Source organism: Neisseria sp. HMSC15G01, assembly GCF_001808255.1.
GTDB classification, from domain to species: domain Bacteria; phylum Pseudomonadota; class Gammaproteobacteria; order Burkholderiales; family Neisseriaceae; genus Neisseria; species Neisseria subflava_A.
This window is the reverse complement of sequence record NZ_KV792670.1, coordinates 199277-216540: the sequence shown is the minus strand read 5'-3', so window position 1 is coordinate 216540 and position 17264 is coordinate 199277. Positions and strand designations below refer to the sequence as shown.

The following is a 17264-nucleotide window of genomic DNA, read 5'->3' as shown; positions in this document are numbered from 1 at the left end:
GGGGATTTTGGGGAATTTTGCAAAGGTCTCAGTCTATTGGTTAAATGAGAATATTATTTATTTGATATAGATCAGTATGTATAATTAGGTAAAGTATGGTTAGGGAAGAGGGTTTACTCTATAATCCAACCGTTTGTAATTTTATTTCGGCGAAGGCCGGATTTTGGGAGTTGTTATGTCAACTATGTTTTTTATCCAGTTTGCCGTTGTACTGCTGTGTATCCTGATTGGCGCGCAGGTTGGCGGTATTGGTTTGGGCGTGCTCGGCGGTATCGGCTTGGCCGTATTGTCTTTTGGTTTCCATCTGCAGCCGACCAGCCCGCCGATTGATGTGATGCTGATGATTATGGCGGTAGTGTCTGCCGCGGCGGCAATGCAGGCCAGCGGCGGTTTGGACTATATGATTAAGATTGCCACGCGCGTGTTGCACCGCAATCCGAAATACATCACCTTTATTGCGCCGGCGGTAACTTACACCTTTACCGTCTTGGCAGGTACGGGCCATGTGGCTTACTCGGTCTTGCCCGTGATTGCCGAAGTCAGCCGTCGCAATGGCATCCGTCCTTCCCGTCCGCTGACGATGGCGGTTATCGCTTCCCAATTTGCGATTGTCGCCAGCCCGATTGCCGCCGCGGTTGTTGCCTGCGTCACCATGCTTGAGCCGCAGCACATCACGATGGCGGACGTGTTGAAAGTAACCATTCCGTCCACGATTTTGGGTATCGGTTTGGCTTGCGTGTTTGTAAACAAACTGGGCAAAGAATTGAAAGACGATCCGCATTATCAGGCTTTGCTGAAAGACCCGAACTATGTGAAAGAATACATCGATGTGGAGGAACAACAAACTGATGTTGCCATTTCGCCGAAAGCCAAATTGTCGGTCGGTATTTTCTTGACTGCGGCATTGCTGGTGGTCGTGATGGGTGCGCTGCCTGAGTTGCGTCCGGCTTTTGAACACGATGGCGCGATCAAGCCTATGGGCATGGCGCATACGATTGAAATCGTGATGTTGTCTGCTTCTGCACTGATTATCTTGGCGTGTAAACCCAATGGCGATGCGATTACCCGAGGTTCGGTATTCCATGCCGGTATGCGTGCCGTGATTGCGGTATTTGGCGTGGCTTGGTTGGGCGATACCTTGATGAACGGCCACTTAACAGAAGTGGAATCGACCGTCAGCCATTTGGTTGAATCTGCACCATGGACCTTTGCCTTTGCCCTGTTTGTCTTGTCGGTATTGGTCAACAGCCAAGGCGCGACAGTGGCGACGCTGTTTCCAATCGCCATCAAACTGGGGATTCCTGCGCCCATCATCATCGGTACATTTGTTGCGGTAAACGGCTATTTCTTCATTCCGAACTACGGTCCGATTATTGCCGCTATCGACTTCGATACAACCGGCTCGACCAAAATCGGCAAATTTATCTTCAACCACAGTTTCATGATTCCAGGCCTGTTGAGCATGGCATTCAGCTTAGCCATCGGCTTGTTGTTGGTTCAGATATATTATTGATAGGCTGAAAAATAAAGGCCGTCTGAAATTAAATTTCAGACGGCCTTTTTGATATTGTTATTTGAGAGCTTAATTGCAGTATTTATTGACGTCGTTTTGGTATTGCTTAATCAGGCTGTCGCGATTGGCCAAGCGTGCGCTTTCGGCGACTTGGCGGTTGATTTTGGCGATTTTGCAGTTTTCCAGCTTGTTTTGGCGGTTTTGCTCTTCGATTTTTTTATTGCGCTCTTCGATTTGTTTGTTTTGTTCCGCAACCTGTTCGTTGGGCTGCTCGGCAACCGGCTCAGATGCTGCAACAGCAGGTGCAACGGCAGGTTTGACGTTGTGCGTGCGGATGTTGACTACCCCGGAACGCTTCGGTTGCAGGCGGTTTGGCGTATCGGAATAGCTGTTGCCCGACGTGCCTTTCCAAGTGTAAACCTCGGCCGCGCCGGTCAGGGCGGCGGAAGAGAGAAGGGCTGCTGTCAGACAGGTTTTGAGTGCGGAAGATTTCATGGATTTCCCTTATGTAAATGATGTTCTCATTCGACCTATTTTACTTGAAACTGCAATGCGTTGGCATATTTTTGTACTGCGGATCAAATCATGTAAAAAAATAACGTTAAAACATGTATTGCCAATGTTAGCATCAAGCCGGTGTGATATAATGCCGTGCATCTTGCACAAACTGAAAGACCGAGCATCATGCGTATTGTAGAAAAAGCCTATACTTTCGACGACGTTTTGTTGGTTCCAGCGCACTCAAACGTGCTGCCTCGAGATGTCAAACTTCAAACCAAACTCACCCGCGATATCACGCTCAACCTCCCTCTACTTTCTGCTGCAATGGATACCGTTACCGAAGCGCGTCTGGCCATCTCTATGGCTCAAGAAGGCGGCATTGGTATTATCCATAAAAACATGACGCCGGAGTTGCAAGCGCGTGCCGTTTCCAAAGTGAAGCGCCATGAGAGCGGCGTGGTGAAAGATCCCGTTACCGTTGCGCCGACCGCATTGATCCGCGAAGTCTTGGAAATGCGCGCACAACGCAAACGCAAAATGTCCGGTCTGCCTGTTGTGGAAAACGGCAAAGTGGTCGGTATCGTGACCAACCGCGACCTGCGTTTTGAAAACCGTGTCGATCTGCCTGTTTCTGCCATCATGACCCCTCGCGACCGTTTGGTTACCGTTCCTGAAGGTACCAGCATCGATGAAGCCCGCGAAATCATGCATGCGCACAAAGTTGAGCGCGTTTTGGTGTTGAACGACCAAGACGAACTCAAAGGTCTGATTACAGTTAAAGATATTCTGAAAACAACCGAATTCCCTAATGCCAACAAAGATGCCGAAGGCCGCCTGCGTGTCGGTGCCGCGGTGGGTACCGGCGGCGATACCGAAGAGCGCGTCAAAGCATTGGTGGAAGCAGGTGTGGACGTGATTGTGGTCGATACTGCCCACGGTCATAGCCAAGGCGTTATCGATCGCGTGCGCTGGGTAAAAGAAACCTATCCGCACATCCAAGTCATCGGCGGTAACATCGCTACTGCTAAAGCCGCTTTGGATTTGGTGGCTGCCGGTGCGGATGCCGTTAAAGTCGGTATCGGCCCTGGCTCGATTTGTACGACCCGTATCGTAGCAGGCGTAGGCGTGCCTCAACTGACTGCGATTCACAATGTTTCCGAAGCCCTGAAAGGTACAGGCGTTCCCCTGATTGCCGACGGCGGTATCCGCTTCTCCGGCGATATTGCCAAAGCTCTGGCAGCAGGTGCATATAGCGTCATGCTCGGCGGTATGTTTGCCGGTACGGAAGAAGCACCGGGCGAAATCGAACTCTACCAAGGCCGCTCTTACAAGTCTTACCGCGGCATGGGTTCGTTGGGTGCGATGAGCCAAGGCTCTGCCGACCGCTACTTCCAAGACAAAACCGACAGTACAGACAAATATGTTCCTGAAGGCATCGAAGGCCGCGTTCCTTACAAAGGTCCGATCGTGAACATCATCCACCAGCTGACCGGCGGCCTGCGCTCCAGCATGGGTTACTTGGGTTGCGCCAATATTGCTGAAATGCACGAGAAAGCAGAATTTGTGGAAATCACTTCTGCCGGTATGAGCGAATCCCACGTTCACGACGTACAAATCACTAAAGAAGCGCCTAACTACCATCGTTAAACGAGTATAAAAAGGTCGTCTGAAAATATTTCAGACGGCCTTTCTGTTTTTATAAGGTTTTAAAAATGAAGCAAATATTGCTTGCCGCTGTTATGCTTAGTATTTGGGGCGTGGTATTTGCAGAATAATTGGGGAGACAAACGCTTCACGCACTCAAACCAGAGTGCATCTGTTGAAATGACATGTATCAACTAGTACGTTTTGAACTGAGCGATTAAACCAAGTTTAAGACGGCCTTTTAAAAATCGTATTACAATAAGCCAAAATTAAAAACACATTCCATTATGTCCAAAAAAATCCTGATTATTACCCCAAGCTGGATTGGTGACTGCGTCATGACCCAACCGCTTTATCACCGTTTGCATGAGCTGCATCCCGGCTGTACCATTGATGCCTTTGCGCCCAAATGGTCGATGGCCGTATTTGAGCGTATGCCTGAGATCAACCGTGTGATGGAAAATCCGTTTGGACATGGCGCGTTGGAATTGAAAAAACGCTGGCGTATCGGACGTGAATTGGGAAAAGAAGGCTATGATCAAGTGATTGTTTTGCCCGGTTCACTCAAATCCGCCATTATTGCCTTGGCTACAGGCATTAAACAGCGTACGGGCTACGTCGGCGAGTCGCGCTATTTTTTACTGAACGATATCCGCAAGTTGGATAAGGCCGCGTTGCCTCTGATGGTTGACCGCTATACTGCGCTGGCGCATCCGACCCCAGCGGATTTTAACGGGCATTCCGATAATCCGTGTTTCACGATTGATCCTGAAAGCCGTCAAGCCGCTTTGTCAAAACATGGTTTGGCGACGGATAAACCGATTTTGGCATTTTGTCCCGGTGCGGAATATGGCCCGGCCAAGCGTTGGCCTGCGCGTCATTTTGCCGAACTCGGCCGCCGATATTTGGCCGAGGGCTGGCAGGTTTGGCTGTTCGGTTCGCAAAAAGATTTTGATATTGCAGATGAAATCAACCGACTTTCAGACGGCCTGTGTACCAATCTTTGCGGTAAAACCAATCTTTCTGAAGCCATTGATTTGTTGTCTTGCGCCGATACGGTCGTGTGCAATGACAGCGGTCTGATGCACCTAGCGGCCGCGCTTGATCGGAAATTGGTTGCGGTTTACGGCTCATCCAGCCCTGACCATACGCCGCCTCTAAGCCAAAAGGCAAAAATCGTCAGCTTGAATTTGGATTGCTCGCCATGTTTTAAACGCGAATGTCCGTTAGGGCATACGGATTGTTTGAACAAGCTGACGCCGGATATGGTGCAAAAAGTGGCGGAAGAGCTGACTCGTTCGGCGTAATCCAAGATATATACTGGAAAACAGTAAAGGACAGATTTGAGTCTGTCCTTTTAATCTTTCGTTTCTTTTATTTTTTAACAAAAGGCCGTCTGAAAATCATATTTCAGACGGCATTTTTTGGTTTGAAATCAATACATTTGATTATTTTTGATGCAGATTATAAACGTATTCCACTTCCTCGCGGCTGCCCATGAATACGGCAACACGTTGGTGCAGACCGGTAGGTTGGATGTCGAGCATGGCTTCGATGGCGTCGTTTGATGCGCCGCCGGCCTGTTCCATAAGCAGGCTCATCGGGTTGGCTTCGTACATCAGGCGCAGTTTGCCCGGTTTGGATGGGTCGCGTTTGTCTTGCGGATACATGAATACGCCGCCGCGCATCAGGATGCGGTGGATTTCGGCAACCATGCTGGCTACCCAGCGCATATTGTAGTTTTTGCCGCGTACGCCGGTTTCGCCTGCCAGCAATTCGTCAATGTATTGTTGAACAGGAGCGAACCAATGTCTTTGGTTGGACATATTGATGGCGAATTCTTTAGTGGATTCCGGAACGCGCGGATTTTCTTTGGTCAGCAGGAATTGGTTGGCATCATCCAGAGTGAAGACGAACACGCCATGACCGACAGTCAGTACCAGTTGGGTTTGCGGACCGTATAAAACATAACCTGCGGCCACTTGGTCGCGGCCTTTTTGCAGGAAGGATTCGGTAGTCAATGCGCCTTCTGGTTTCGCCAAAATGGAGAAAATGGTGCCGACGGAGATGTTGACGTCGATATTGGAAGAGCCGTCCAACGGGTCAAACAATACCAAATAGCCGCCGTTTTCGTGCGTGGCGACATAGGTGTCTTCTTCTTCGCTGGCAAGACCGGCGATGTTGGTATTGGCTTTTAAAACATCAATCATGATGTTGTTGGCGATGACGTCAAGTTTCTTTTGGTCTTCGCCTTGGATATTGCCGGTACCTGCCATGCCCAAAACGCCGGAAAGCGCGCCGAGGCGGACTTTGGCGTTGATGTCCAAACAGGCGGCGGCTACGGATTCCAGTACGCTGGCCAGCTCTTGCGGCAGTTTGTGTTCGGGCAGGTGTTGGGCTAAGAATTGGTTCAGTGTCTTCATGGTTTCACTCTTTTCCTAAGTTTGAATCGGGTATTTTTCAATTTCAGGCCGTCTGAAAACGGCGTATTCATTTGGTTTTGCTGTCGGCCATGCCTAAAACTTCTTTAGTGCAGGCGATGCTGGTGTCTTTGATGCGTTTTTTCAGCTCGTCGCTCATGGAGTCGCTGCCGCCCAAAAGCGAGGCCGCTTCTTCAGGATTGATTTGGTCGACTGTTTTTTCGCCGATACAGCGGCAGATTTTTTCAGTGGTCGCGGAATCAAACGGGCTTTTTCCTGCAGCTTTTTCTACGCAGGCTTCGGTTGCCGAGCGGATAAATTCGGTGCGGAAACTTTGGGTAAATTCTTCTTTAAATTCGTTTTTTACAGATTCGCTGCACGCGCAAAGCAGGAGCGTGCAGGCTAGGGGTGTGCGTATATTCATGAGTGGACGGTCGTTAATTTTTATGTTGTGAATTGTAGTGGAAAAAGGCTTAAGTATAAAGGGTTAAGGCCGTCTGAACAGGTATGGCGGCAAAATCGAAGCGCTTGGGTATGCGTTCAGACGGCAGCGTTTATTTCGTTTTGCTTTCCAATACATAATGCGCGCCGGCATCTTGCGCCAAAATTTTGGAAAGTTCGGGCAGATTGTTTTGCAGCTGTTCGGCAAGCATATAGGGCGGGTTGATGACGAACATGCCGCTGCCGTGCATACCGAAGCCGTCGCTGCGCGGCGTATGGACATGAAGCTCGGCGTGCAGATAATTGTCGGGAGCGATTTTTTTGAGTTCGTCCGGCAGTTTGCGGCTTTCTTCGCGGCTTAAACAGGGATACCAAACCATGTAACAGCCGGTTTCAAAGCGTTTCAAAGCATCTTTCAAGACTTGGACGACGCGGCGGTAGTCTTGTTTTTCTTCGTAGGGCGGATCAATTAAGACGGCGGCGCGGCGGGGCGGAGGAGGCAAGAGTGAAATCAGGCCTTGATAACCGTCCGCTTGGCTGACCTGCACTTTACGTGCAGGACGGACTTCGCGCATATTGTTTTGCAAATGGACAAAATCGGCAGGGTGCAGCTCAAAGAGGCGCATTTTGTCGCTGTCGCGCGTGAGCGCCTGTGCCAGCCAAGGCGAGCCGCAGTAAAGGTTGTCTCGCGGCAGTATTTGTTTCAGACGGCCCACAAATTCGGCCAATTCGGCAGGCAGCTTGTCAGCTTGTTCCAAGAGCGCAATGCCTTGTTTGTATTCGCCGACTTTTTGCGCTTCATCGCCGCTCAAATCATACAAACCGGCACCGCTGTGCGTATCGATATACCAATAAGGCTTGTCTTTGCGGTTGAAATATTCGAGGACGAGGAAGAGGGTAAAGTGCTTGAGCATATCGGCATGGTTGCCGGCATGGAAGGCGTGGCGGTAGCTGAGCATGATCGGGCTGAGGAAATAAAAATCCGATTATACCCCAAACTATCGCCATCACCGCTTTCAGACGGCCTTTGTGCCTGGAAAATGCTACAATATCCGCCTTATCGTACCATCGGAAAGAAGACATCATGTTTACAGGCATCGTACAAGGCATGGGCAAAATTACAGACATCGCCCAACCTTCGCCCGACTTTCGTACCCACACTGTCGAGCTGCCCCCCGAAATCGCCGACAATCTGCAAACCGGCGCCTCTGTCGCCAACAACGGCTGCTGCCTGACCATTACCCGAATCGACGGCAACAAAGTCAGCTTTGATTTGATGGACGAAACCTTACGCAAAACCAATCTCGGTAGCTTGAAAGTCGGCGACAGTGTCAATTTGGAACGCGCGGCACGATTTGGCGATGAAATCGGCGGACATGTGATGAGCGGCCATGTGATGGCTGTTACCCGAATTTCCCGAATTGAATCCAGCGAGTTCAACCGCACAGTTTGGTTTGAGCTGCCGGAAAACCTCAAACCCTACATCCTGACCAAAGGCTTTGTCGGTTTGGACGGCTGCAGCCTGACCATAGGCGAAGTCAGCGACAGCGAATTTTGCGTACACCTGATTCCGGAGACTTTGGAGCGTACCCTGTTTGGCAGCCGCAAAGAAGGCGACCTCATCAATATTGAAATCGATCCGCAAACCCAAGCCGTTGTCGATACCGTGATGCGTGTATTGGCGCAAAAGGCCGTCTGAAAAAAAGAAAGCCAAAATGAAATTATCCAATTTTTTGAAAAAAGCGAATTCCGTTTTAAACCGTCTGGATTTAATCCTGCCTGACGAAGCCGGTAAAACCGACTGGCGCGCTTTGGCCTACCGTTGGCACAGCGTGGGCAAAAAAGGTATTTTGGAAAGCCTGCCGCGTCCGCATACGTTTCCTTTGAGCAGATTGGCGGCAGTCGGTTCGCAAACCGACAGACTGAAACGCAATACCGAGCAATTTTTGGCAGGCCGTCCGGCAAATAATGTCTTGATGACCGGCGCGCGCGGTACAGGCAAATCCTCCTTGGTTAAAGCGTTGTTGCACGAATACGCCGAGCAGGGCCTGCGACTGATTGAAGTGGATAAAAGCGATTTGGTCAGCTTGCCGGCTTTGTTGACGCTGTTGTCCGAGCGCCCCGAGAAATTTATCGTTTTCTGCGATGATTTGTCGTTTGAAACCGGCGATGAAACCTATAAAGCCTTGAAAACTGCTTTAGACGGCGGACTGTCGCAACGTTGCACCAATGTTTTGGTTTATGCCACTTCCAACCGCCGTCATTTAATTCCTGAATACATGGATGAAAACGGCGGTACTACGGGCACTCGCGGCGAAATCCATCAGAAAGAGGCTGTTGAGGAGAAAATCTCCCTTTCCGACCGCTTCGGCTTATGGCTGAGTTTTTATCCTTTCGATCAAAACGATTATTTGACCGCCGTGGCGAACTGGTTGGACGATTTCAATGTGCCTTTTGACGATACGGCGCGCCAAGCTGCGTTGCAATGGGCGCAAATGCGCGGCAGCCGTTCAGGCCGCTCGGCATGGCAGTTTGCCTGCGATTGGGCAGGCCGGTTGCCGGAAGAAAGAGTGCTGGATTAAGGCTGAAAAAGTAAAGGCCGTCTGAATATGGTTTCAGATGGCCTTTTTGTATTTTATTTATCCATCAGCGCAAGCATGAAGACAACCATTGCTGGCGTTGGCGCGGATTGAGCAGATGATAGAAGCGGTATTGGATTTCCATTTCATCCACCGCATAGTCCATGCTGGAGAGGTAGCGGTTTTCAACATAATCGCGGGCGGCGTTTGAGTCGAATGAGTCGCCGGAGAGGATTTTGATGATGGTTTGACGGCGGTTGCGGTCGGAGCGTACGGTTTTGCGGTAGGCTTTATCGTTGATCTGTTTGAAGTCGGTACGCAGGCGGCGCAGGGCGGCGTGTTGGTCGGCGGATAAATTGAGCTGTCGAATGTCGCAATTCGGGTGGAAGTCGTCCAAAGTGGCCAGAAACGGACCGGCATATGCAGGCAGACTGGAACAGAGTAGGGCGAGTGCTAAGAAAATAAAAGTCGGATAGCGGGAAAGTGCAACAGACACGGTGTTTTCCTAATGTTTCATCAGGTTTGGAAATATAACCGATAAGCGTGTGAAAGGCAGTATCAATGCAGTTAACTTTTGTTAATGATGTTAGATTTTTTTGCACATGTATGTAATCTAATAATTTATTTTCAAAGCCTTACTATGTGATTATAAGTTTCATTAATGTATATGAAATGTAAATTCATAAAAATGACGGTAGAGACGTTGTCGGCGGCATACAACATAGGGTTAAAAATGCGATAATGACAAAGGAACACACTTTAGGAGAATAAACATGACCGACTACCGTATTGCCCCCAGTATTTTGTCCGCTGATTTTGCCCGCTTGGGCGAAGAGGTTGCCGAAGTTATCCGCGCCGGTGCGGATTTGATTCATTTTGACGTGATGGACAATCATTATGTGCCGAATCTGACTTTCGGCCCTATGGTTTGCGCGGCTTTGAAACCGTATGCAACCGTGCCGGTCGATGTGCATTTGATGGTTGAGCCGGTGGACGATTTGATTCATGCGTTTGCCAAAGCCGGTGCCAATATCATTACCTTTCATCCCGAAGCCAGCCGCCATGTCGACCGCAGCTTGGGTTTGATTAAAGAATACGGCTGTCAGGCAGGTTTGGTATTGAATCCTGCTACGCCGGTCAATATTCTGGAAAACGTTTTGGACAAACTGGATATGGTTTTGCTGATGTCGGTCAACCCGGGCTTTGGCGGACAAAGCTTTATCCCGAATACGCTGGTGAAAATCCGCAAAGTGCGCGAGATGTTGGACGAGTATGAACGGCAAAGCAGCCGCCGTATCGCATTGGAAGTCGATGGCGGCGTGAAAACAGACAATATTGCTGAAATTGCAGCGGCAGGTGCGGATACGTTTGTGGCCGGCTCGGCAATTTTTGGCAAACCGGATTACAAAGCCGTTATCGATGAAATGCGTCAACAGTTGGCGCAAGTCGGATAACTAAGCCGGGATATTCTTGGTTTCCAAACTTTGGAATCATCAATGTTTAATATAAAGGCCGTCTGAAATGATTTTCAGACGGCCTTTTGTTTTAATCTAAACCCTTACAGCGGCCATTTCAATGCAGGATTGCTTTCAATGACTGCTTTGAATTGGTTTTGAATACGCTCAATCGCTTCTTGGGTATCCGCTTCAAAACGCAATACCAAAATCGGCGTGGTATTGGAAGCACGCATCAGGCCGAAGCCGTCAGGAAATTCAACGCGCAAGCCGTCGATGGTGATGATTTCGGTCGCACCTTCGAACTTGGCATTGGCAGCCAACTCTTCAATCACTTTGTGGCCGTTGCTGCCTTCCGGCAGGTCGATGTTGAGTTCCGGAGTGGAAATGCTTTGCGGCAGCTTGTTCAATACTTCGGACGGATTGTCGAAGGCAGACAGGATTTCCAAGAGGCGTGCGCCGGCATACATGCCGTCGTCGAAGCCGAACCAGCGTTCTTTAAAGAAAACGTGACCGCTCATTTCGCCGGCAACCAGTGCGCCGGTTTTTTTCATGGTGGATTTGATGAAGCTGTGGCCGGTTTTTTCCATCACAGGTTCGCCGCCGTGTTCTTTAATCCAAGGCGCAAGCAGACGGGTGGATTTAACGTCGAAAATTACTTTGGCTTTAGGATTGCGGCCCAACACGTCTTGCGCGAAAAGCATCAGTTGGCGGTCCGGATAGATGATGTTGCCGTCTTTGGTGACCCCGCCCAAGCGGTCGGCATCGCCGTCAAATGCCAAGCCGATTTCGGCATCGCTGTTTTGAAGCTCGACGATGAGGTCTTGCAGGTTTTTCGGTTTGGAAGGATCAGGGTGGTGATTAGGGAAATTGCCGTCCACTTCGCAGAAAAGTTCGGTAACTTCATTGCCCAAACCTTTGTAGAGTTTGCCTGCAAATGCGCCGCCGACACCGTTGCCCGCGTCGATGGCGATTTTCATCGGGCGTTTGAGCTTGATGTGGCCGACGATATTGTTGTGGTATTCGCCGGAGATGTCTTTTTCGGTTACGCTGCCTTGTTTGTCGGCAGTAACAAAACCGTCTTTTTCAACAATGGCTAAAAGTTCTTGAATGGCTTCGCCTGCGAGCGTGTCGCCGCCGAGCATCATTTTGAAACCGTTGTAATCAGGCGGATTGTGGCTGCCGGTAATCATCACGCCGCTGCCGCCGCATTCGTTGATGGCTGCGAAGTAGAGCATAGGGGTGGCAACCATACCGACGTTGAGGACGTCGATGCCGCTGTCTGTAAAACCGCGTTGAATTTGTGCCATCAGACCGGGGCCGCTCAAACGGCCGTCGCGGCCGAGTGCGATGCGTGTAATGCCTTTTTCGGAGGCTTTGGTGGCAATGGCTTTGCCGATTAAGTAGGCAGCTTCGTCAGTCAGGGTTTTACCGACGATGCCTCGGATGTCGTAGGCTTTGAAAATGTCGCGGGCGATATTTGCCATGTGGATTTCCTTTGAATTTAAGGGAAAATAATAGGCGTTATTCTAACACGGCTAAAAGGCCGTCTGAAAAAATCAGACGGCCTTTTGTCGTTACATCAAAGAACAGTGTTGTTTGGACGAATCAATTGTTGAAAGTGTTGCACTGGTTGATGTCGCCGCTTTCCAAACCGCGCTTGAGCCAAGTCATGCGTTCTTCGGACGAGCCATGGGTAAAGCTGTCGGGCACGACATAGCCCTGGGCCTGTTTCTGCAAGCGGTCGTCGCCGACGGATTCGGCGGCAAGCATCGCTTTTTGAATGTCTTCTGTTTTGAAGATATTGTTGTTGATGGCGTAGTGTCCCCAAATACCAGCGAAACAGTCGGCCTGCAATTCGAGTTTGACGGAAAGGGCATTGGCCTCTTTTTTGCCGACTTGCTGTTGCATTTTGTGGACTTTAGGCAGAATGCCGAGCAGGTTTTGAACGTGATGACCGACTTCATGAGCAATAACGTAGGCAAACGCGGCATCGCTGGCGGATTCGAGCTTGGTGCGCATGTCTTCGTAGAAACTCAAATCCAAATAAACTCTTTGGTCGCCCGGACAGTAAAACGGGCCCATGGCAGATTGGCCCGTACCGCAGGCGGTGGACGTACTGCCTTTATACAACACCATGGTTGCCGGGGTATAGCGTTGGCCGTGTTGCTGGAAATATTTACTCCATGCTTTTTCGGTATCAGCAAGGACGACACGGGACAGTTCTTTCAACTCGGCTTCTTGTTGGCTGTCGAGTCGGGAAGCTTGCTGGGTAGGGATGCCCATCGAAGATGAGCCGCCGACCAAACCGCTCAAATCCACGCCGTAATATGCGCCGACCAAAACCACGATAATGCCGAGTATGCCCGGTGTTTTGCCGCCACCACCGCCACTGCTTCCGCGGCGATCTTCGACGTTTTGGCTTTGTTCACGACCTTTCCAATCCATAACGCGTATCCTGTGTAGTTTTCATGCGGCGGATTATACTATGGAATGTCAAATGTGTTTGATCGAATTGTGAATATTGCTTGAGGCCGTCTGAAAATGCGGCATCGGGAAAGTGAAAACGGCAGTATCTTTCAGACGGCCTTGGGGTTTGTTAGAATGAGTCAACCTACTATTGGGAGATATAAGATGAAAGTCAGCAGTAAAGCTATTGTCAACGGTGAATTTGAAGACAAATACGGCAAGCGCGGCAGCCAGTTCAGCCCGAACGGTATGCCTACTTATTCGATTCCTTTTGAGATCGAAGATGCTCCTGAAGGAACAAAGTCGTTTGCCGTGGTATTGGAAGACAAAGATGCCATTTCAGCATCGGGTTTCGTATGGACGCATTGGTTGATTTCGGATTTGAAACGTACTTCCGTGGAAGAAAATGAAAGCATTTCTGCAACGGATTTCACACAAGGCGCGAATACTTGGGCGAGCGCGTTGGGTAAATTTGAAATCGAAGAGGCTTCGTTTTATGGCGGTATGGCGCCACCGAACAACCGCCATCGTTACGAGCTGATTGTGTACGCGCTGGATACCGTTTTGGATTTGCCGCGCGGTTTCCGCTTTAATGAGCTGCATTTTGCCATGCAGGGCCATGTGTTGGATTCGGCATGTGTGGTCGGTACTTATGATGTGTGAAGGTATCGTCATTAATGATTGAAAAACAGCCTGTCCGTTTTGAATTCGGACAGGCTGTTTTTCTGGGAAATCAAATCAATTAAACCACTTCGGCTTTAGTGATGATGACAGGTTCGGTCGGTACATCGTCGTGGTAGCCGTGGCGTTTGGTAGAAACGCCTTCGATGGCATCGACTACATCAAAACCGTCAACGACTTTGCCGAATACGGCATAGCCCCAGTCTTGAACGACGGTTTTGCCGTACAGCTCTTTAGAACGGAAGTTCAGGAAAGCGTTGTCGGCAGTGTTGATGAAGAATTGCGCGCTGGCAGAATGAGGATCGGAAGTACGCGCCATGGCGATGGTGTATTTTTCGTTAGGCAAACCGTTGGACGCTTCGTTTTGAATCGGATCACGGGTTTCTTTTTCGTTCATGTTTTCATCCATGCCGCCGCCTTGAATCATGAAGCCTTTGATGACGCGGTGGAAGATTACGCCGTCGTAGAAGCCGTCTTTAACGTATTGCTCGAAGTTTTTAGCAGTAACGGGGGCTTTGTCGAAATCGAGTTCGATTTTGATGTCGCCTTTGTTGGTGTGCAGGATAATCATGGGTTTCCTTTCGTTAGAATCCGGTTTTGAATCATTCGTTAAATTGTGTCTGAACGAGAAACTTCAAGGCCGTCTGAAAAATATTCTTTCAGACGGCCTTGTTACTTAGTCGATGGTTTACATCAGTACAGCATAAGCCCACAGAGCAACCAATACCACGCAGAGGATATTCAGCAATAAGCCGACATTCATCATTTCGCGTTGCTTAATCAAGCCTGTACCGAACACAATCGCGTTAGGCGGTGTGGCAACCGGCAACATGAAGGCACAAGATGCGCCGACACCGATGACGAATACCAAGACTTGTTCGGGCAGACCCATTTGCGCGGCGATGCTGGCGAAAATAGGCACAAGCAGGGCGGCGGAAGCTGTGTTACTGGTGAACTCAGTCAGGAAGATGATGAAGGTGGCAACCACGAAAATCACCAGCAATGCAGGAGAGTGGGAGAACGTGGAAGCAACTTGCTGACCCAGAGCTTCAGATGCGCCGGAAGATTGCAGCAACGCGCTCAAGCTGATACCGCCACCGAAGAGCATCAATACACCCCAGTCGGTATTGCGAGCAACTTCTTTCCATTGCGCCACGCCGAATACGACGACGGCAACGGCGGCAATCAGGGCGATAACGGTATCGGGGTTGGAAATGCCAAATGCGGCTTTGATTTTGGAGCTGAATACCCAAGCGATGGCGGCTGCCAAGAAAATCAACAGCGCGATAACGCGGTGCAAAGTCCAAGGGATAGATTCGGCTTTAACTTCCACGCGCTCGTTCAAATTAGGTTTGAGGATGACGTACATGGAGAACAGCATCAGCGGCAGAATCAACAGCATCATCGGCAGGCCGAGCTTCATCCAGCCGACGAAGTCCAAGTTTAGCGCTTTGGCGGCAATCATGTTCGGCGGAGAACCGACCACGGTGCCCAAGCCGCCGATACTGGCGCAGTAGGCGATACCGAGCAGGACGAAAACGTAGGTTTTGCGTTCTTTTTCTTGGTCGAGGTGGCTCATCATACCCATTGCCAAAGGCAGCATCATCGCGGCAGTTGCAGTGTTACTGATCCACATAGACAGGAAGGCGGTAACGGCAAACAGCATCAACACGGCAACTTTCATATTGCCACGGGACAGGCGCAACAGGCTGACAGCGATTTTACGGTCGAGACGCTGCATGTGCAGGGCGGTTGCAAGCGCGAAGCCGCCGAAGAAGATGTAAATCGTCGGGTCGGAGAAACCGGCCATCGCTTTTTTGATGTCCATATCCGGGAAACCGAGTACAACGGCAAGGATAGGGATCATCAGTGCGGTAACGGTAATGTGTACGGCTTCGGTAAACCAAAGCGCGGCAACGAAAATCAACAGCGCTATACCTTTGTTGGCGTCGGGGCTGTAGGGAAGGATGTAATAAATGCCGAAGCAGACAACGGCGGAGATGATGGTGGTCAGCAAGCCTTTAAAGTCGGTAATCGGCTTTTGTGCACTGAGCAGCTCGACGTTTTCCGGAGGCTGGGTTTTGTCCTTTGCGTGCAGATCCATAGAATGTTCCTCTGAAGTTTGCTGGTTTTTCTTTTACGCTTGTGCTGGCCGTTTTCAGACGACCTGACAGCGACAGTATATTTGTAATTTGATGTAGTGTAAATAAATTGTAAATTATTTTTCAAAATAAAATAAAAAACGGACAAGCAGCAGGAAGGCTGTTTGTCCGTTCGATTAGGAAAGTGATTGGATTTTAAACGTTTTGCGTCAGATTGTCTTGTTCCTTAAACAACAAGCCGCAAACGGCCAAACCTGCCGCCGCCAGCAAGGCTCCGGCAATGCCGATATTGGAAAGGCCGAACCAGACGGTTACATAATGCCCCAAAAGCGCACCGCCGCCGATACCGACGTTGTACAAACCTGAATAAATCGAGTTGGCCACATCTGTTGCATCCGAGGCAAATGCCAAGACTTTCGACACCATGCCCAAGCTGACGATGACGATGGCCACGCCCCAAATAAACACCAGCGCGTACACCGCATAAGGGAAAGAGGCAAACGGCAGAAGCAGCAGGGCGGATAGCAGGATGACCGCCACCGCGCCAAGCATAAACAGGCGTTGCGATTTGGCAAACCATTTACCAAACAAATAAGAAGCGGCAAAGCCTGCCAAACCATACAGGCTCAAAACGATGGTAACTTGTTCTGCCTTAAATCCGCCTACTTGCAACACAAAAGGCTCGATATAGCTGTATGCCGTGAAGTGTGCCGTAATAATCAACACCGTCATTGCATAGAGCAACATCAGGTTGCGACGTTTGAACAAACTCGGCAGGCTGCTTAAAGAGCCGGTATTTTGGCTGGGTAAAGCAGGCAGGTTTTTGGCCAACACCAGCATTACGCCGGCAGCACAGACGCCGATCAGCAGGAAGCTGAGCTGCCAGCCGAAGTATTGCCCGACCACGCGTCCCAGCGGAATACCCAAAACCATGGCCAAAACCGTACCCGTACTGAGCAAGCCCAAAGCCTGATTGGTTTTGCCCGTGGGCGCAAGCCGTACCGCCAAAGAAGCCGTAATCGACCAAAAGACCGCGTGTGTCAGCGCAATCCCGATACGGCTGACCAAGAGGATGTTGAAGTTCCAAGAAAAGAACGATAGCGCGTGAAACAGCGCAAACAGTGCAAACAGCATCAGCAATAATTTGCGCCGTTCGATGTTTTTCGTCATCAGCATCAGCGGCAGCGATAGGAGCGCAACAATCCACGCATACACCGTAATCATCATGCCCACTTCCGTTGCCGGTTTGCCAAAGCTCTGACCGATGTCGCTCAAAAGCGCAATCGGAATGTATTCGGTGGTATTGAAAATAAATGCACCCACCGCCAGCGCGCATACGCTAACCCATTGTTTAAATGTTGAAGTCATTATTATGTCCGTTTGATGAAGCAAAGGGCGTTATTGTACGCCTATCTGCATTTTTCAGACGGCCTTAATGAAGAATTTGCAAGCTGTTTGTG

At 49.9% G+C, this 17264-nt stretch carries 17 protein-coding genes; 7 read left to right on the top strand and 10 right to left on the bottom strand.

The genetic code is table 11. The features are described 5' to 3' along the window. Positions 1-184 precede the first annotated feature (184 nt). Entirely contained in the window at positions 185-1513 is a 1329-nt protein-coding gene (locus tag HMPREF3139_RS04785) for an anaerobic C4-dicarboxylate transporter family protein (protein WP_070460920.1), read from the top strand. A gap of 69 nt (positions 1514-1582) precedes the next feature. Here the strand turns inward: HMPREF3139_RS04785 and HMPREF3139_RS04780 are convergent, their stop codons facing one another. Beyond that, complete coding sequence (locus HMPREF3139_RS04780) at positions 1583-2008, bottom strand: DUF4124 domain-containing protein (protein ID WP_070460916.1); 426 nt, start codon at positions 2006-2008, stop codon at positions 1583-1585. 189 nt (positions 2009-2197) lie between these two features. Between HMPREF3139_RS04780 and guaB the strand changes: the two genes are divergently transcribed. Further along, complete coding sequence (guaB, locus tag HMPREF3139_RS04775) at positions 2198-3661, top strand: IMP dehydrogenase (protein ID WP_003678893.1); 1464 nt, start codon at positions 2198-2200, stop codon at positions 3659-3661. A 284-nt stretch (positions 3662-3945) separates the two neighbouring features. Further along, positions 3946-4965, top strand: a complete 1020-nt coding sequence (waaF, locus tag HMPREF3139_RS04770; protein WP_070460911.1) for a lipopolysaccharide heptosyltransferase II — start codon at positions 3946-3948, stop codon at positions 4963-4965. Positions 4966-5106: 141 nt separating this feature from the next. Here waaF and HMPREF3139_RS04765 read toward each other — a convergent pair whose 3' ends face one another. The 3 genes from HMPREF3139_RS04765 to rlmJ form a co-directional block, all read right to left on the bottom strand. Beyond that, positions 5107-6081: a class 1 fructose-bisphosphatase gene (locus HMPREF3139_RS04765; RefSeq protein WP_070460909.1), complete on the bottom strand. Its 975-nt coding sequence runs from the start codon at positions 6079-6081 to the stop codon at positions 5107-5109. Positions 6082-6148: 67 nt separating this feature from the next. Beyond that, complete coding sequence (locus tag HMPREF3139_RS04760) at positions 6149-6502, bottom strand: hypothetical protein (protein ID WP_070460907.1); 354 nt, start codon at positions 6500-6502, stop codon at positions 6149-6151. Positions 6503-6632: 130 nt separating this feature from the next. Further along, positions 6633-7478, bottom strand: a complete 846-nt coding sequence (gene rlmJ, locus HMPREF3139_RS04755; protein WP_070460905.1) for a 23S rRNA (adenine(2030)-N(6))-methyltransferase RlmJ — start codon at positions 7476-7478, stop codon at positions 6633-6635. Between the two features lie 125 nt (positions 7479-7603). Here rlmJ and HMPREF3139_RS04750 point away from each other — a divergent pair, with 125 nt between their 5' ends. Both HMPREF3139_RS04750 and HMPREF3139_RS04745 read left to right on the top strand, forming a co-directional pair. Continuing rightward, positions 7604-8218 carry a riboflavin synthase gene (locus tag HMPREF3139_RS04750; RefSeq protein ID WP_003683409.1) on the top strand — a complete coding sequence of 205 codons (615 nt, stop codon included), beginning with the start codon at positions 7604-7606 and terminating at the stop codon, positions 8216-8218. A gap of 16 nt (positions 8219-8234) precedes the next feature. Then, positions 8235-9101, top strand: a complete 867-nt coding sequence (locus HMPREF3139_RS04745) for an ATP-binding protein (RefSeq protein WP_070460903.1) — start codon at positions 8235-8237, stop codon at positions 9099-9101. Between the two features lie 64 nt (positions 9102-9165). On the opposite strand, the gene HMPREF3139_RS04740 is transcribed toward HMPREF3139_RS04745, so the two are convergent. Further along, positions 9166-9594 (bottom strand): Spy/CpxP family protein refolding chaperone, encoded by a 429-nt coding sequence (locus tag HMPREF3139_RS04740; RefSeq protein ID WP_070460901.1) that lies wholly within the window; start codon positions 9592-9594, stop codon positions 9166-9168. A gap of 277 nt (positions 9595-9871) precedes the next feature. On the opposite strand from HMPREF3139_RS04740, the gene rpe reads away from it, so the two are divergent. Beyond that, positions 9872-10552 (top strand): ribulose-phosphate 3-epimerase, encoded by a 681-nt coding sequence (gene rpe, locus HMPREF3139_RS04735; protein WP_070460899.1) that lies wholly within the window; start codon positions 9872-9874, stop codon positions 10550-10552. Between the two features lie 104 nt (positions 10553-10656). On the opposite strand, the gene HMPREF3139_RS04730 is transcribed toward rpe, so the two are convergent. Together HMPREF3139_RS04730 and HMPREF3139_RS04725 are read right to left on the bottom strand one after the other, a co-directional pair. After that, positions 10657-12039 carry a phosphomannomutase/phosphoglucomutase gene (locus HMPREF3139_RS04730; protein ID WP_070460897.1) on the bottom strand — a complete coding sequence of 461 codons (1383 nt, stop codon included), beginning with the start codon at positions 12037-12039 and terminating at the stop codon, positions 10657-10659. Between the two features lie 121 nt (positions 12040-12160). Beyond that, entirely contained in the window at positions 12161-13000 is an 840-nt protein-coding gene (locus tag HMPREF3139_RS04725; RefSeq protein WP_070460895.1) for a KPN_02809 family neutral zinc metallopeptidase, read from the bottom strand. A gap of 186 nt (positions 13001-13186) precedes the next feature. Between HMPREF3139_RS04725 and HMPREF3139_RS04720 the strand changes: the two genes are divergently transcribed. Further along, a complete protein-coding gene (locus HMPREF3139_RS04720) occupies positions 13187-13684 on the top strand; it encodes a YbhB/YbcL family Raf kinase inhibitor-like protein (protein WP_070460894.1) in 498 nt (165 codons plus the stop codon). 79 nt (positions 13685-13763) lie between these two features. Here the strand turns inward: HMPREF3139_RS04720 and HMPREF3139_RS04715 are convergent, their stop codons facing one another. The 3 genes from HMPREF3139_RS04715 to HMPREF3139_RS04705 form a co-directional block, all read right to left on the bottom strand. Continuing rightward, positions 13764-14273, bottom strand: coding sequence for a peptidylprolyl isomerase (locus tag HMPREF3139_RS04715; RefSeq protein ID WP_003747093.1), 510 nt, complete (start codon positions 14271-14273; stop codon positions 13764-13766). Positions 14274-14390: 117 nt separating this feature from the next. Next, positions 14391-15806 (bottom strand): SLC13 family permease, encoded by a 1416-nt coding sequence (locus HMPREF3139_RS04710; RefSeq protein ID WP_070460892.1) that lies wholly within the window; start codon positions 15804-15806, stop codon positions 14391-14393. 193 nt (positions 15807-15999) lie between these two features. Next, positions 16000-17172, bottom strand: coding sequence for a sugar transporter (locus tag HMPREF3139_RS04705; protein ID WP_070460890.1), 1173 nt, complete (start codon positions 17170-17172; stop codon positions 16000-16002). Positions 17173-17264 lie beyond the last annotated feature (92 nt).